This window comes from Lentzea aerocolonigenes, from assembly GCF_000974445.1.
GTDB classification, from domain to species: Bacteria; Actinomycetota; Actinomycetes; order Mycobacteriales; family Pseudonocardiaceae; genus Lentzea; species Lentzea aerocolonigenes.
Genome location: NZ_BBOJ01000010.1, coordinates 26,263 through 42,108 on the forward strand (window position 1 = coordinate 26,263; position 15,846 = coordinate 42,108).

The 15,846-nt window shown below is 70.7% G+C and carries 14 protein-coding genes; 4 read left to right on the plus strand and 10 right to left on the minus strand.

Features of this window, described 5'->3' with window-relative positions:
* Positions 1 to 28 precede the first annotated feature (28 nt).
* Genes AOM45_RS20040 through AOM45_RS20075 form a run of 8 tightly spaced genes read right to left on the minus strand, consistent with a single transcriptional unit; the run spans position 29 to position 8,140 of the window.
* Positions 29 to 1,219 (minus strand): acyl-CoA dehydrogenase family protein, encoded by a 1,191-nt coding sequence (locus AOM45_RS20040; RefSeq protein ID WP_030469247.1) that lies wholly within the window; start codon positions 1,217 to 1,219, stop codon positions 29 to 31.
* Positions 1,216 to 1,905, minus strand: a complete 690-nt coding sequence (locus AOM45_RS50975; RefSeq protein WP_063757086.1) for a hypothetical protein — start codon at positions 1,903 to 1,905, stop codon at positions 1,216 to 1,218. The genes AOM45_RS20040 and AOM45_RS50975 overlap by 4 nt, the downstream gene beginning before the upstream one ends.
* Positions 1,902 to 2,807 (minus strand): hypothetical protein, encoded by a 906-nt coding sequence (locus AOM45_RS20050; RefSeq protein ID WP_030469245.1) that lies wholly within the window; start codon positions 2,805 to 2,807, stop codon positions 1,902 to 1,904. The genes AOM45_RS50975 and AOM45_RS20050 overlap by 4 nt, the downstream gene beginning before the upstream one ends.
* 52 nt (positions 2,808 to 2,859) lie before the next feature.
* The gene (locus tag AOM45_RS20055; RefSeq protein ID WP_030469244.1) at positions 2,860 to 3,795 is read right to left on the minus strand and encodes a 3-oxoacyl-[acyl-carrier-protein] synthase III C-terminal domain-containing protein; all 936 of its coding nucleotides are present in this window, start codon (positions 3,793 to 3,795) and stop codon (positions 2,860 to 2,862) included.
* Positions 3,792 to 5,159: an MATE family efflux transporter gene (locus tag AOM45_RS20060; RefSeq protein ID WP_051783918.1), complete on the minus strand. Its 1,368-nt coding sequence runs from the start codon at positions 5,157 to 5,159 to the stop codon at positions 3,792 to 3,794. The genes AOM45_RS20055 and AOM45_RS20060 overlap by 4 nt, the downstream gene beginning before the upstream one ends.
* Position 5,160: 1 nt before the next feature.
* Positions 5,161 to 5,433, minus strand: a complete 273-nt coding sequence (locus AOM45_RS20065) for an acyl carrier protein (RefSeq protein ID WP_030469242.1) — start codon at positions 5,431 to 5,433, stop codon at positions 5,161 to 5,163.
* Positions 5,430 to 6,746, minus strand: a complete 1,317-nt coding sequence (locus tag AOM45_RS20070; RefSeq protein WP_030469241.1) for a type III PLP-dependent enzyme — start codon at positions 6,744 to 6,746, stop codon at positions 5,430 to 5,432. The genes AOM45_RS20065 and AOM45_RS20070 overlap by 4 nt, the downstream gene beginning before the upstream one ends.
* Positions 6,743 to 8,140 (minus strand): preATP grasp domain-containing protein, encoded by a 1,398-nt coding sequence (locus AOM45_RS20075; protein WP_030469240.1) that lies wholly within the window; start codon positions 8,138 to 8,140, stop codon positions 6,743 to 6,745. The genes AOM45_RS20070 and AOM45_RS20075 overlap by 4 nt, the downstream gene beginning before the upstream one ends.
* Before the next feature lie 340 nt (positions 8,141 to 8,480).
* Between AOM45_RS20075 and AOM45_RS20080 the strand changes: the two genes are divergently transcribed.
* Entirely contained in the window at positions 8,481 to 9,638 is a 1,158-nt protein-coding gene (locus AOM45_RS20080; protein WP_156093985.1) for a hypothetical protein, read from the plus strand.
* Positions 9,639 to 10,316: 678 nt separating this feature from the next.
* On the opposite strand, the gene AOM45_RS20085 is transcribed toward AOM45_RS20080, so the two are convergent.
* Entirely contained in the window at positions 10,317 to 10,730 is a 414-nt protein-coding gene (locus AOM45_RS20085; RefSeq protein WP_030469238.1) for a VOC family protein, read from the minus strand.
* The gene (locus AOM45_RS50980) at positions 10,727 to 11,098 is read right to left on the minus strand and encodes a hypothetical protein (RefSeq protein WP_156093984.1); all 372 of its coding nucleotides are present in this window, start codon (positions 11,096 to 11,098) and stop codon (positions 10,727 to 10,729) included. Before AOM45_RS50980 ends, AOM45_RS20085 begins: the two co-directional genes overlap by 4 nt.
* A gap of 335 nt (positions 11,099 to 11,433) precedes the next feature.
* Between AOM45_RS50980 and AOM45_RS20095 the strand changes: the two genes are divergently transcribed.
* From AOM45_RS20095 to AOM45_RS20105, 3 genes are all read left to right on the plus strand, one after another.
* Entirely contained in the window at positions 11,434 to 12,411 is a 978-nt protein-coding gene (locus AOM45_RS20095) for a helix-turn-helix transcriptional regulator (RefSeq protein ID WP_201780027.1), read from the plus strand.
* Positions 12,412 to 12,524: 113 nt separating this feature from the next.
* Positions 12,525 to 12,764, plus strand: a complete 240-nt coding sequence (locus AOM45_RS20100; protein ID WP_030469235.1) for an acyl carrier protein — start codon at positions 12,525 to 12,527, stop codon at positions 12,762 to 12,764.
* The gene (locus tag AOM45_RS20105; protein WP_030469234.1) at positions 12,761 to 15,841 is read left to right on the plus strand and encodes a non-ribosomal peptide synthetase; all 3,081 of its coding nucleotides are present in this window, start codon (positions 12,761 to 12,763) and stop codon (positions 15,839 to 15,841) included. Before AOM45_RS20100 ends, AOM45_RS20105 begins: the two co-directional genes overlap by 4 nt.
* The last annotated feature ends 5 nt before the right edge of the window (positions 15,842 to 15,846 follow it).

The window sequence follows — 15,846 nt, forward strand, 5'->3', positions numbered from 1 at the left end:
TGTCCTCCGCGGTCGGCATCGGGTCGGATCAGCTCTCGGTCGGCAGCAGGGCGGCTTGCAGTGGCGGGAAGGCGCCGCGCAGCAGGCCGCCGAAAACGCCCAGCCGCTGGATGTTGCTGGTGCCCTCCATGTACTCCACCGAACCGGCGTCGCGGACCAGCTTGTCCAGCAGCGGGTGTTCCAGCCGGGCCCCCGGGCCGAAGAAGTCGAGGGCCGCCAGCGTCACGCGTTCGGCCAGCCGTGCCGAGGTCGCCTTCGCCGCCGACGCGAGATGCCCGGCGGACGGGTCGTGGTCGACCGCCGCGGCGGCGGCGCGCAGCATCCGGCGGGTGGTCGCGATGGCCCGCTCCATCCGCTCCAGCCGCAGCCGTTCGGTGACCCGCAACGACCTGCGCTCGGCCAGCACGTACTCGTAGGCGGCGCGCGCGACGCCGACCCCCATGACCGCCACCGCCGGGCGCAGCAGGTTGAACGTGCGCAGCCAGGCCGCCATCCCGCGCCGGCTGGGCCGCAGGTGGGCGCCGAGCACCCGGTCGGGCGCCACCTCGACGTCGTTGAGGGTGATCTCGCCGAGCCCGGCGCCGCGCACGCCGATGGTCCGCACCGGGGTGGTGGCGAATCCGGGGGTGGACGCGTCGACCAGCGTGGCCGCGAACCCCAGCGGACCGGGCCCGGTCCGGGCGAAGACGACGCCGAACTCGGCCCGGCCCGCGTTGCCCACGTAGCGCTTGACGCCGTTGAGCCGAGCCGGGCCGTCCGGGTCGGGGGACGCGGTCAGCCTGGTCGCCATGTTCACGGCGTCCGAGCCGTGCTCCGGCTCGGAGAGGGCGAAGAACGTCCAGGTCGGACGGGCCAGCAGCCGGCCGTAGAACCACTCCTTCTGCTCTTGGCTGCCCAGCGCGTCCACCACGACGCCGCTCATCGGGCCGCCCGGCGATCCGAGCATCGTGCCCAGGTCGGCGCAGGCCCCTTCCTCGAAGAAGACCACCCGCTCGGACGCGCTCATGAGGTAGTAGGTCTGGTCGCCGAGCACCAGCGGTTCCGGGTTGAACTCCGGCGGGATCTGCAGGGCGGCCACCCTGGCCAGCGCCGGCAGATGCGCCACTCGGGTGACCGCCTCCGGGTCCGCGTCCACCTCGAGGGCGTACGGACGCATCTCGGCGGCCCACTCCCGGGCCTGAGCCTGCAGTCGGGCAAGCCGCGGATCGAGCTCCGTCATTCGTCGAACCCCCCTGGTGTCGATCCGGACCCGGCTCGGTAGGCGTCGGCGAGCAACTCGGACACGTGCACCGCGGTGCCCGGACCACCCTCGACGTAGCCGTGTGCGCCGAGCAGCCGGACCCCGGCCCGGTCGAGGGCGGTGATCTGTGCGTGCAGGTCGGCGACGGCCGGGGCGTCGAGCCCGTCCGGTCCGGCGCCTTCGAGCGCGCAGCGCACCTGCAGCTGCTCCATGACGACGTCGGCGACCGCGCTCTTCACCACGCTGTGCTGCAACAGAACCACGTCGCCGGTGTGCCGCTGGTCGAGGTAGCGCAGCGCGCCCTCGAGCAGCCGGTAGGACAGGCCGAGGCGCAGCCCGGCCAGCGCGGTGGTCCACGACCGCGCTTCCGGCACCTGGACGGCGTTCACCGGCCGGCGGGCCCGCAACGCGGTCAGACCGGGCACGCCGGTGTTCAGGTGTTCGACGGTGTCGTCCGGGGCCCATTCCCATTCGCCCTGGCGCAACCGGTCAGCGTCCTCGGCCACCTCGTCCGGCACCAGCGCGTGGCCGGCCGGACCGAGGACCACGACCCCCGGACCGGCGGCGGCGTGCAGCGCGGTCAGTGCGGCGGACCAGCCGCTCGCGTGCGCGACGGCGAGCATCTCCGGCCATGCCGCACCAAGGGCCGTGCCTGTCCTGGTCATCGGAGTTTCTCCTGCTCCTCGGAGTCGGCGACGTGCGCACCGGCGGAATCGGGCTCGACGGTGATCGCGCAGTGCGCGAACCGGCCCAGATCGGGGTCGTAGTCGGCGAGCAGCACCCGCCGGCCCGTGCGGCGCCAGCCGTCCCACTCGGCGGCGAGCACGGACCAGATGCCGCTGGCCGGGCGTCCGGCGGGCACCGCGACGGTGCCGACCGGGAGCCGGTCGCCGCAGACGGCCACCAAACCGGGCCCGGCCAGCGCGGTGACCGCTCCGGGTTGTTCCCCTGCCAGCAACGCCGACCAGCAGGCCGGTACCTCCTCGGGCGGCACGGGCCGCGGTTGCGCCGTCTCGACCCGGTGCGCCGCGTCGACGTCCAGGGTCAGCACGGTCACCGCGTCCTCGGTGACCCGCAGATGCGCTGGCACCGGTTCGGCGTGCAGCACGCTGGCCTGGTCCAGAGCGAACACCAGGATCCGGCGAGCACCCAGCCGGCTGCGGTTCTCGGCCAGCCACAGCGCGGTGAACACCCCGACCAGGCCCATGTCGGCGATGCCGAGGACCAGTCCGGTGTCCGGAACGGCCGAGTCGAGGAAGCACATCGGGAAGCCGGGCTCGGCGTCCGGCGCCGTGCTGGCCATGACGGCGAGGTCGAACCGGTCGCCACGACCGTTCAGCTCGGGCAGCACGGCCTCGACCAGGTCGGTGAACGACACCCGTCCGGCCGCCAGGCCTTCCTGGTCGGCCGTCAGCCCGAAGGTGCCGAACAGGTCGCGGAAGTAGTCGTGGTCCTGCGGGCGGTACTCGCGTCGGTCGATCCCGGCGCGCTGGGTGACCGCAGCCAGGCGCAGTTCCCCCGGCCCGGCCCGGCCGTCGTCGGCCAGTCGGGAAACCGTGATGTACATGCCGGTGGCTCCTCCTGCGGGCTCGATCGGGTCGGTGCGGCGGCAACCGGGCTCAGTGCTGGAGGACCATGGCCGAGAAGGTCGCCCCCAGCCCCACCGAGGTCATCAGGTAGCGGTCGCCGGGCCGCAGCCGTCCGGCGTCGACCGCGGTCCGGTAGTTGATGAAGCTGTCGGCACCGAAGCAGTGCCCGCAGCCGGCCAGGTTGTCCATGAACAGCCGATCGGCGCCGCGCACGCCGAGCAGCCGCAGCACCCGCAGCCACGACATCCGGTTGACGTTGTGCGGCAGGATCAGCGCGATGTCGTCGAGGTCGAGCCCGGCGCTGCGCACCGCGGCGTCCATCACCTCGGCCAGCAGTGCCGGGTACTCGTCGTGGAACGCCGCGGTCAGTTCGTCGTCGAGCCAGGCGCCGCGGTGGAACTTGCCGCAGGTGCGAGTCGCGTAGGACAGCATCCGGTCCCGATCACCGCCGGCCGCGACCAGGACCGCTGCCGCGCCCTCGCCCATGACACCGGTGTCGGCCAACACCTTGCCCGCCGTGGTGAACGCCTTCTCCCCCGCCACCAGCAGCGCCAGCGACTGCGGATCGGGGTCCGCGGCCAGCAGCTCGCCGGCCACCTCGACGGCCAGCAGCCCGGAGGCGCAGGCGTGCTGGGTGAGGCAGATCGCGGTGGCTGTCTCCAGTCCCAGCCGCCGGCACGCCTCGGCGAGCGGGTTGACCGGGTGCGGGGCGACCACCGGCATGGTTCGCGCCTGGATCACGTAACGGATCCGCGGCCGCAACGCCTCGAAGTCGGGCAGTCCGTTCGCCGCCGCGACCAGCAGGTCGGCCGGACCGGCCGCGGGGTCGAGCGGGATCCGGCCGAACCCGAAGTACCGCTCGTACATCCGCACCCGTGGCTCGGGGATGCCGTGCTCGCGCAGGAACTCGGCCACCGGCACCGTCGCCTTCGGGATGTGGCTCGCCACCGCCACCAGCGAAGTCATCGCGGACCACCGGGGAGTGCGCCTTCGACCGGGGCCACCGGACGCATCCGGCGCACCCGGCCGACGGCGATCACCACCACGACCAGGCCGACCACGTTGCCCACGGCGGCGGTCGCGTAGAGCGCGCTCGGGTCGTCGAGGGTCCGTGCCAGCACCCCGCCGATGACGACGATCTCGGCGAAGTAGACGACGTTGAGCAGCACGGCGAGCGTGCCGCTGCCGATGTGCTCCAGGAACGTCAGCGAGGCCAGCACCGGTCCCTGCACGAAGTAGGTCAGGGCGACCAGGCCGAGGTAGAGCCCGATCGCGGCGACCACGCGCGGATCGTCGGAGAAGATCCGCCCGACCACGTCGCGCAGCAGCCAGATGACCGCCGCCACCACCGCGTAGAAGGCGAAGGCCAGCTCCAGCCCGGCGCGCAGGATTTCCCTCGCCCGGTCCACCGAGCCCGCGCCGCGCTGCTGGTTGATCACGATCGCGGTTGCCCCGCCGAGCTGGATGCCCGGGATGATGATCAACGCTTGGAGCGTGGACGCCGCGGCGTAGCCCGAGATCGTGTCCGGACCGAAAGGCGTCAGCACCCACAGCATGCCCACGTTGAACAGCGAGATCAGCACGTAGGACAGCGCGACCGGCACCCCGACGCCCCGCAGGAAGCCGATGACCTCGCCGCGCACCGGCACCCCGGTGAGACGCCCCCACAGCCGGTGGCGACGCATCAGCCACAACCCTGGGACCGCCGCGGCCGCGCTCGCCACCGCGGTCGCGATCGGCACGCTGAACAGCCCCAGCCCGGCGCCGAAGCCGAGCACGGCGACGAGCGTGAACTCGACCGCCGCGCTGGTGAGGGTGACCACCGCGGCCGCCCTGGCGTGCCCGAACCCGCGCAGCGCCGCCGAGCACAGCGCCGGCAGCACCACGGTCAGGCTGGCCAGCGACGTCCAGCGCAGGAACCAGACGAACTCGGCCCGTTCGGCAGCCGGCACGTCCAGCAGAGCGCCCAGCGCCGGAGAACCGACGTAGAGCAACAGGCACAGCACGACCCCGGTGACCACGAACACCCGCAACAGCGCCACCGCGGTCGGAACCAGGTCCTGCGGTCGTTCGCGCCCCCGGCTGATCGACGCCATGACCTGGTACGTGATGCCGAACGCCGTGCTCATGGCGACGAACAGGAGCAGGATCGGCATGGTCAGCGACCGGATGTAGAGCGCCTCGTTGCTGACCCGGCCGAGCAGCGCCACCACACCGATGATCTCGACGAACAGCACGACGTCGGCGATCGTCATCGGCAGCGCCAGCCCGGCGATGACGCGTCGGGTCCCGGCCCGGTCGGCCGCAACCAAACCGTTGCGGTCGGCCATCTTACTGCTGCTCCTCGGCCTGACCGGCCACGTACTCGGTGAGCGTTCCGATCGTCTCGAAGTGACGCGGCTCGAAGGTGTCCGGGTCGAACTCGACCCCGAACTCGTCCTCGAGCTTCATCAGCAGCTCGAGGATGTTCGTCGAGTCGAGACCGAGGTCGTCGACGATGCGCTTGTCCGGGCTCAGCGCGCCGACATCGCGTCGAGTGAGCTCCGAGAGCGTGCCGACCACACGGGTGTGCGCTTGCGTCAGGGCGGCTTCGGTGTTCGTCATGCCCGTGCCTTTCCAGAAGAGAGTTCAGGGGTGGAGGCGGAGGGCACCTCGGGCGCCCACTCGTGAAGGCGCTGGCGGTCGACGAGGTCGGCGGGCCGGTCCCGATCCCTGATCAGGTACGGCCGGCCGCCGTCGACCAGCACCTCGGCCGGGTGGCCGTGGCTGAGGAACAGCACCGGTGAGGCGGTGGGCCCGTAGGCGCCCGAACGCTGCACCCCGAGCAGGTCGCCGGGCCGCAGCGGCGGCAGCGGGGTGTGCGAGGACAGCGTGTCGTTCGGGGTGCACAACAGCCCGGTGACCCGCCAGTTCTCGGGCGGTTCGGTCGACTCCCGGCCGAGCAGCCGGATCGGGAAGTCCCGCTTGACGTACGAACCGACGCCGACCGCCGCCATGTGGTGGTGGGTCCCGCCGTCGGTCACCGCGAACCGTTCGCCCATGGACTCCTTGACCTGGCGGACCCGCACCACGTAGGTGCCCGACTCGGCGGTGAGGAAGCGGCCGAGCTCGGTGAACAGCCGGGTCCGCGGGTGCCGGGCCCGGAAGGCCGCGAACACCGGGTTGACCAGTTCCGCGAGCCGGCGCAGGTCCAGGTCGCGTTCGCCGTCGAAATAGGCGATCCCGAGGCCACCGCCCACGTCCACCGTCTCCAGCTCGAAGTCCAGCCGCTCGGCGACTCGTTCGGCCAGGTCGAGGATGCGGGTGGTGTTCTCGGCGACCACCTCCTCCGCCAGGATGCGGGTTCCCATGTACACGTGCACGCCGGTCAGCCGGACGTTGCGCAACCCGGCCACCCGCGCCCCGGCTTCCAGCACCTGTTCCTCGTCGATGCCGAACTGGCGCGGCTTGCCGCTCATCGTGAGCCGCGAACCCTTGACGGTGAAGGACGGGTTGATCCGCAACACGACAGGGGCGACGGTGTTGCGCCGGGCCGCGAGCGCGTCGATCTCGGCCAGCTCGCCCCACGACTCGCAGACGACGGCGTGCACTCCGGCGGCGAGGCAGGCGTCGATCTCGTCGACGGACTTGCCCGGCCCCAGGAAGATGGTGTCCTGCGGGGCGACCCCGGCCCGGCCGGCGATCATCAGCTCGGCCAGCGACGACACCTCGGCCCCTGCCCCGAGCGACCGCAGGACCGCGCAGATCGACACGTTCGGGTTCGCCTTGAGGGAGAACAGGATCCCCACTTCGGGGTGCAGCACCTCGCGCAGTTGCCGATAGCGCTCGCGCAGCACGTCGGCGTCGTAGACGAACAGCGGCGTGCCGAACTCGCGGGCCAGATCGGCAACGGCCAGACCACCGATGGTGTCGGTCATGCCGCACCGCCGGCCAACTCGGCGACGCGCTCGCCCACCCGCCGGTCCAGTTCGTCGACCTCGTCGGCCGACCTGCCGATGACCAGGCCGTACAGCCGGCCGTCGAACGTCGGGTGAGCCGCCTCGTCGTGCTCGTCTCCGGGGGACGGGGCAGCTGCGTTCACGGTGGCGAAGTTGTTCACCAGGAAGCCGGCGCCGGTCCGGCGTTCGAACGCCAGATCGCCCAGCACCGACCGCAGCCGGTGGAAGGGCACGGGCTGGTGCAGCCGCAGCGGGTAGTGCCGGGCCAACGCGATCGCGTCCGGCCCGATCAGCCGTTCCTGAATGCCCACCTGGTAGGTGGACATGTTGTTGCGGGCGTTGATCTCCACCAGCGGGTAGAGCCGGCCGTCGGGATCGATCATGGCGTCGATCCCGGCCACGCCGAAGTACCCGTCGCGGTGCAGCCGCGCGCCGACCGCGGCGGCGACCTCGGCCAGCTCGGCGGCCTGGGCGCTGGACAACCGGGCCGGGATGCGGTGGCCCTTGTGCACCCCGCCCTCGGTGATCGCCTCTTTGACGAAGTCGAGGTGGACGGCGCCGTCGCGGCCGACGGTCACCTGGTAGTTGAGGTCGGTCTCCTTGGCCACCCACTCCTCGACGACGACGTCGGCCCGGCTGGAACCGGCACGTCGTTCCCGGGCCAGGATCATTCGGCACAGCCGCTCGAACCGGTGGGCGTTCTCCACGAGGGTGATGCCCCGCCCGGACACCCCGAGAGCGTCCTTCACCGCGACCCGGCGGCCGGCGGCGAGCAGGTCGGCGACCGGGCCGGCGACCTCCTCCAGCTCATCGAGCGTGTCGCACGCCCAGCCCAACGGCTGGCGCAGGCCCAGCTCGTCGCCGACGCGCCGACTGTAGATCTTGCTGTTCACCCGGATGCACAGCCGGGCGTCCGGGGTGCACAAGGGCAGGCCGGTGGCCTCGGCCAGCTTCTCCTCCACCGCGGAGACGCCGTGCGGCCACAGCCGGGCGCCACCGGCGGCGAGCAGGCGCAGTTCGTCGACCAGCCCGGGGTCGGCCAGCACGTCCTCGGTGACGGTCTGCTGGGCGTCCTGGGTGCCGCAGGCCAGCACCCGCGGCACCGGGAGCTCCAGCTCGTGCAGGTGGGCCAGGTAGTCCGGATCAGGGGCCGCCTTGAGGACCACGGTGTCGCCCGCGTCGCCGAGCAGCAACGCGAACTCGTCCATCCGGTTCACCACGGCTCGGCTGCCGGCCGAGGAGAACCGCGGCAGGCCCGGCTGTTCGCGGGCCCACTGGTCCTCGACCTCGAAGTTGCCGAGCAGCACCAGTGGCCCCGGCGCACCGAGCGCGGACCGAATCCGTCCGAGGAAGTCTGGTGGAGTCTCCGCCACGTGTCACGTCCCGTCTGCGCTCAAGCTGCCGGATGACATCGGTGAACGTATGCGCCCAGCGCGATCCGGGTAATGACGGGAAGCGCGCACTTCCGACCCGGCTGATCGGGTATGGCCGCCGGTCGCGCCGGACCATCGCCCGAATGTGCGCCCCGCAGGACCGGGAGTGATCTCACCAGCGCTGCGTAACATGGCCGGGGAAGAACCGAGTCAATTGTTTCGAGGCTTGCCCGGGAAACTCGCTCGAAGCGGCATCCTCGCCGGCCGCGGATCCTCAAGGCGATTCCTCGTATCCGGGCGGTCGGCGCACAACCACCAACCGGACGCGGGAGCGATTTCTGTGAATGACTCCGAAAAACGTGGTCTTCGGCATTCCCTGGTTCGCGCGAACACGGCCATTCGCGCTGGACGCAAGCTCTACCCCGAGTACAACAACGTGTTTCTGCGCACCTACCCGGTGACGTTCGGCGCCCCCCGGACCGAGTACGACATGTACCAGTTCTGGTTCCGCACCCGAGGCTGCACGTACGACCGGGCCGGCCAGTGCAGCATGTGCAACTACGGCATCGGCCCGGAAATCGACCCGGAAGTCGTCGCACGCTCGGTCGAGCGCAAACTGGCCACCGTTCCCGAGGCCGCCTGCCTGTACCTGTCGCCGTCCGGGAGCCTGCTCGACGAGCGGGAGGTACCCGCACAGATGCGCGACCGGCTGCTGCGCGCGGCGGCCGCGCGGAGACCGTCCACCTTCGCGTTCGAGAGCCGCCCGGAGGTCTGCGACCGCGACAAGCTCGACCAGTTGCGCCAGCACTTCGCCCCCGGCACGCGGCTGGTGTGCCAGATCGGCGTCGAGTCGTGGGATCCGCAGGTGCGCTCCATGTGCCACCTCAAGCCGACCCGCCAGCAGGCCTACCTGGACACCGCGAGCACGCTGCTCGACCTGGGCTTCGACCCGATCGCCAACATCACCCTCGGCGGCCTGGGCCTGTCCCCCGGCGAGGCCTACCGGGACACGCTGGCCGGGGTGCGCGGCGCGCGGGCGGCCGGCTACCGCACCCAGATGGTCTTCCCGCTGAGCGCGAAGGCCGGCACCCTGCTCGGCTGGGCCCACGACCAGGGACTGTGGGACCCGCCGACGCTGTGGATGCTGGTCCGGCTGCTGGCCGAGTGCGCCGACGACGCCACCGACCAGGACGGCTACGGCGACCTCGACATCTCCTGGTACAACCCGGAACTGGACGACGTCGTGCAGTCCCGCCCGGACAGCTGCGAGCGATGCCGCCCGGTACTCGTCGACTCGCTGTCGGCGTTCCGGTTGCGCCCCAGGGCCGACGCGCTGGCCCCGGCCACGGCGTGGAACGGCTGCCCGTGCCCGGCCCGCACCGACCGGCTGCTGGCCGACCCCGACCCGCTCAACTACCTCGACCGGCTGGTCGCGGTCGCCGACCGCTGGGCCGGACAGGGCGAGGTGTCGGACCAACGCGGTCTCAGCGTCGGCTGAGGGAGCGAGCCCCGGGCGTGAGCGGTCTCGGTTCACCAACCAGATCTCACCGAGCCTGTGCGTGCGATCTTTCTGGAGCCTGCTCAGGGGATCGCGCCCTTGAGAGCTGCTGACGTTGCTGTTCGCGGCCGCACCGACGAGTCGGCCGCCGCCAAGCTCGACATCTCCGGATCGTGGCCGACCTGATGGACCGGCTCGGCGCGCAGCCGGTTCCAGGCTGGCAGCCGTGGGAACGTCGCTGCGCGCGGCGGGTTTCGCCGTCGACGTGGCCACGGGCCTGCCCGGCGCCGACGGGGCACTGGGCGTCAACTCCCACGACTGCGGGGTGTTCGACCGCTGCGGCACGGGGCCGTCGAGCTCGACCTCGCCAGGCACGACGCCGGACCGAGGGTGGCGCACTGGAGCCCACGACCAAGGAGTTCGCGGTGCTGCCACCCTGCCGGCCGCGCTCAGTCGTCCCGTGTCGCACGCCGAGCTGCTCGCCGGGCGGGACGAAGTGGTACGCCCGCGACCAACGTGCTCACGGTCGTCATCGCCGGGCTGGGCGCCGCGGGCCGATCCAGACCGCGGCCGGTTTCGATTGCGCGATGACGTAACTGACACGACGCGTCGCCGTACTCGCCCGTGCGACCGGAATCGTTCGCATTGCTCACGACGAGATACTCTCTGACGAACCGATCAGTTTGTTCGGCAGTAATGCACCAATTCGACCAACAGGCCCGCCGCGCGTAGATAGGTGAACGCGACTGTCATGCCTTCGCGCGCGCCGATACGGGGTTCCGGGTCCACCGGGATGAAACCGGCGGTGCGGAGGCGCTCCAACTCCGGTTCGATCTCGTCGACCTCGAACGCGATGTGGTGAAGTCCGGGGCCGGTCCGGGAAAGCCGGCCGTCCAGCGTCGACCCCTCGCCTGAGGGTGAGATCAGCTCGATGGCGGGCCCGGAGTCGGCGCGGTCCCAGAACTCGCAGGCCACGCGGTACTCGGGGGCCACACCGGTGTCCCCCTGGGACAGGCCGAGGGCGCCGAGGAACGGGGCCAGTTCGGCCGGCGTGGCGGTGGCGAGTCCGATGTGGTCGATGCGCAGGATCATGACGGTCCGTTTCCGAAGTTTCGCAGGTCCACCTGGCGGCAGTGACGGAAGACGACGGACGGGAGATCCGCTTCGACACCCTTGCCGATGAATTCGCCTATTTCACGAGGAATACCTTTTGAGGTGACCGAGAGAAATACGACTACGTGCAGGGTTCCTACACTCGCCTCGACCCAGATGTGTTCGACCGAGATGTTCGTCGGCGCAACCGCGGCCAGCGCGCTCTTTTTCAGCACCTCGGGCGAGGGGAGAGCTCCGCCCGTGGTTGACTCGAAGGCCATCCAGACGGTACGCAATTTACTTCTCCTGGCGTCTGACGACGCAACCGCATTTGTCGGCCGCAGGGCAGAAGGCACCATTTCGGACACGACGCCTCCAGGGCTGATCGTTTCCGACCTCGGCCCGCTTGTCACCCTCCGCAGCCTTCAGGCTGCTGCCGTGGCAGGTATGTGCCCCGCGTCCGCCCTGGTGGGCCGACCGCTGTTACCGACGGTGAAGCCGTGAGTACGTTGTGATCAAGGATTCTTGCCACGATGGCGGCCATGTGCCAGCCTGGCAGCGAAACGCGCAGACAGAAGCCGCGGGGCGTGCGGCTCCTATTCAGCGGAGGCACTCTTCGAGCCGAGTCGGTCTTTCGAACACTGGGATGATCATTCGACGCAGAGTGACACGGGGGACTCTGGTTATGTTAACTTTGTTCGGCTTGTCCGATCACGCCGTCGCGGCGTACGAGGCGATGCTCGCCAACCCGCAGCACGGCGTCGCCGAAATAGCGGACACTCTAGGCATATCGGAGGCGCAGGTCCGCGACGGTCTGGACGAATTGTGCAGCCTGTCACTGGTGCGTCAGAGCTGGGACGAACCGGGCAAACTGCGCGCCATTCCGCCCAGGGTCGGGCTCACCGCGTTGCTGTCACGCCAGGAGTCCGAGCTGAAGGCTCGGCAGGACCAGCTGAACGCCAGCAGGCACGCGCTCGAGCACGTCATCGCGGAGTACACGGCTTTCGACGAGCCGCAGGCCGGTGTCGAACAGCTGACGGGACTGGACTCGGCGCGGTGCCGGATCGAGACGCTCGCGCACGAATGCGAGTCCGAGGTCCTCGCGTTCTGCCCGGACGGCGCGCTCACCGTGGACAACATGAAGGCCAGCCGCGCGCTGGACGAGGCGGTGCTCTCCCGCGGCGTCAAGATGCGCACGATCTACCTGGACAGCATCGTCAACGACACGGCGTCCGCGTCCTACGCCGAGTGGCTGGTGGGCACCGGAGCCGAGGTGCGCACGGTGCCGATCTCGCCGCCCCGCATGCTGATCTACGACCGCCGGGTCGCGGTCGTTCCGATCGACCCGGACAACACCGCCGCGGGCGCGGTCCTGCTGAACGGCGCCGGCGTGGTCGCCGCGCTCTGCGACCTGTTCAGCTACGTCTGGGAGTCCGCGTTCCCGTTCGGCATGGCGTCGCCGTGCGCGGGACCGGACGAGCTGACACCGCAGGAGATGGCCGTGCTGCGACTGCTCGCCGAAGGGCACACGGACGAAACGGTCGCGCGCAAGCTCGGCGTCTCGGTCCGGACCTCGCGGCGGATCACCGCGAACATCGCCAAGCGGCTCGGCGTGCGCAGCCGGTTCCAGGCGGGTGTCGAAGCGGTGCGGCGTGGCTGGCTGCGCCCGACCGGTGAATGACTTGCTGCCATGACACCGTCCTGCCACTCCTGACCGGCGAAAACGTTGTCGAAATCTGGTTGCATCGGTGATGAGCACGGGAGAATTCACCGAACTGGATTGAGACGGCCACGATGAGCGAAGATCTCGACGACGTCATCGCCCGCTATGCCACCGAGCCCTTCGACGATGGCACGCCGATCGCCGAGGCCGGCCTGGTGTCGATTTCCGTTTTCCGGGTCATCACCGACGTGGTCACCGATCCGGGTGTCGAGATCGACGCGGGCCGGCTCGCCGACGCGCGGACCGTCGGTGACCTGAAAGCCTGGTTGCGGGACATTCTCGCTGGTCAAGCCACCGGTGATGCCGCGTGAAGGCCACGGCGGAAGTGTCGCTGCTGACGGAGTCCCAGCGGAGTCTGCTGCTCATCGACCGAATGGTGTCCGCGCGGCACATGTACAACCTCGTGATGGAGATCGAGCTCGCACCGAAATTCGGCGTGAACGAGCTGCGCGAGGCTTTGGCGACATTGCTGGAGATCCAGCCGGGACTGCGGCAGACATTCGCCGACCTCCCCCGACCGCACGCCGTGCTGAACCCGTGCCCCTCCCCGGAGGAAATCGTCGTCGACATCGAAAGAATTGACGACCTGCCACAACTCGTGGCAAAGACTCGCACGCACGAGTTCGACCTGTACGAGGGCCCGCTGTACCGGTTCGCCCACCTGTCCGGTGACGGCCGCTCCGTGCTGCTCCTCGTCGTGCACCACCTGATCTTCGACGGAATGTCGGTCCGCCCGCTCACCAACGACCTGACCACCGCGCTCTCCGGCGGGTTCAGCGCGGACGAGCGCACCGCCCTGCGCACCAGGCGCGAGGCGGACTTCCAGCGTGAGCTGGCCGCACAGGTGCGCGTGGAGGCGGACCCGAAGACCGTGGAGAAGGCCGCGGAATGGGCCCGTGAGCTGCGGGAACGCTCGACGGCACCGCTGTACCCCCGGCCGCACCGCCCCGCGGAGACCTCGTTCGAGGGCACCAGGGTCGACTGGGTGCTCGACGCGGACGAGTCGGCGGCGATCGACGCCACGTGCCGCGACCTGAAGATCACCGCGTACGAGTTCTTCACCGCCGTGTACGGCGCGGTCATCGGCAGGCACTCGGCCACGTCGTCGGCCGTGCTGGGCAGCCCGTTCGCGGCCCGTCGCACGATCGGGTCGTTCGACCTGTGCGGCTTCTTCGTCAACACCCTGCCGATCCACTTCGACGTCGACTGGACCCGGCCGTTCGCGGACCACGCGAGCACCGCGGTCCGCCCAGCCGTCGAACAAGCCCGCTCACGGGTCGGCGTGCCGTTCAGCAAGCTCGTGGCCCACCTGCGGCCGGACCGGTCCACGAACCGCAACCCGCTCTTCTCGTGCATGCTCGCGATGCAGGACACCCTGCCGCTGTCTCCGGACGCCCCGGTCCGCTCACTGGTCGAGCACGGCAACGGCACCGCCAAGTTCGACCTCTGGCTCGGGGTGTGGCCGGTGGACGGCCGCTGGCGACTCGCCGTCGAGTACGACCACGAGCTGTTGCCCGCACCCGTCGCCGACGAGATCATCGGCTCGCTGCGCACCGCGATCGTCCGCGCGGCCACGACCCCGGACACCCCGGTCGGCGCCTTGTTCGAGGACCGGTCGCGGAGCGAGTCGTCGCGCACCGACGAGGAGTGGGCCGAGCCACCGTCGGACTCGCTGGTCGAGTGGGTGGACGGCACGGCGGCCGGCACGCCGCACGCGGCGGCCGTCGAGACAGCGGACCGCACGATCACCTATGCCGAGCTGGTCACCGCGTCCCGGCGCACGGCGGGCGGTCTGGCGCAACGCGGCGTCGGCGCCGGCGACATCGTCGGTGTCTGCGCCCAGGACCTCGTCGACACCACCGTGGCGATCCTCGCCATCCTGCGCCGGGGTGCGGCGTATCTCCCGCTCGACGCGACGCTGCCGTCGCACCGCCTGCAGTACATGATCGACAAGACGCGCTGCGAGCTGGTGATCGGCGAGCTGGACGTGACCGGCCCGGAGTTCGTCACGATCGGCGACCTCGACGCCGAACCCGTCGCGGACGACAAGGGCTCGTCGGCGTACGTGATGTTCTCGTCGGGCTCCACCGGCTCGCCCAAGGGCATCGAGATGGGTGTCGGCCCGCTGGTGAACCTGACGGCGTGGCAGATCGCGGCGCTGGAGATGGACGCGAGCACCAGGTTCGTGCAGTACGCGCCGCTCGGATTCGACGTGTCGTTCCAGGAGATCATCCCGACCCTGGCGGCGGGCGGCACGGTCATCTCGCGCGACCCGGTGGTGCGCGCGGACTTCCCCGCGCTGGTGGAACGCCTCGCCGCCACCGCGACCACGCACGTGTACCTGCCGGTCGCGGCGCTCGGCGCGTTCGTCCGGGCGGCGCAGGACGAGAAGTTCACCGACCTGCGGTACGTCTGCGTGTCCGGCGAACAGCTGGTGCTCGACGATGTCAGCCGCGACTTCTTCGTCCAGCGGCCACACCTGACACTCGTGAATCTCTACGGGCCGACGGAAACCCACGCGGTGACCACGCACCGGCTCGGTGCCGCGGACGCGGTGTGGCCGGTGCACGTGCCGATCGGCGTGCCGCTGACCGGTGTCGTGGCCTACGTCGTCGACGTCACGGGACACCTCGCTCCGGCGGGGGTGCAGGGCGAGCTGCTGCTCGGCGGACGCTGCCCGGCCAAGGGATACATCGGCGACCCGGAGCTGACCGAACGCGGGTTCGTCCCGGATCGGTTCGCGGGCAACGGAACCACGTACCGCACAGGCGACCAGGTGCTGCGCGACGAGCACGGCGTGCTGGTCTTCCTCGGCCGCACCGACGAGCAGGTCAAGATCCGCGGGTACCGGGTCGAGCTGGGCGAGGTCGAGGCCGCGGCGAACGACGTGCCGGGTGTCCGCCGGGCCGTGGCCGCGCCGCGGGAGACGGACTCGGGACGCGAGCTGGTGCTGTTCCTCGTCGGCGACGCCGATCCCGCCGCGGTCAAGGAGCGGCTCACGGGGAGACTGCCCGGTTACGCCGTGCCGGCACGGGTTTTCGTGGTCGACGCGGTCCCGTACACGAGCAACGGCAAGGTCGACCGGACGGCGTTGCTGCGCGGCGCCGAGGACGCCATCGCCGCGGAGCTGGTCGCCGCCGCCGGGCAGGTGTGCGAGTACCTCGACGACGTCGAGCGCGAGCTGGCCGAGATGTGGTCGGAGCTGCTGGAACAGCCGAACGTCGAACGGGAGCGGTCGCTGCTCGAGTACGGCGCGCACTCGCTGCAGGTGTTCACCGCTCTCGCGCGGGTGCGGCAGCGCTACGGCGTGACCGTGCCGGTCAAGAAGTTCTTCCGCGGCCCGACCGTGGCGGCGCTCGCCGAGACCGTCCGGCACGCGGCGAGCTGAACCCG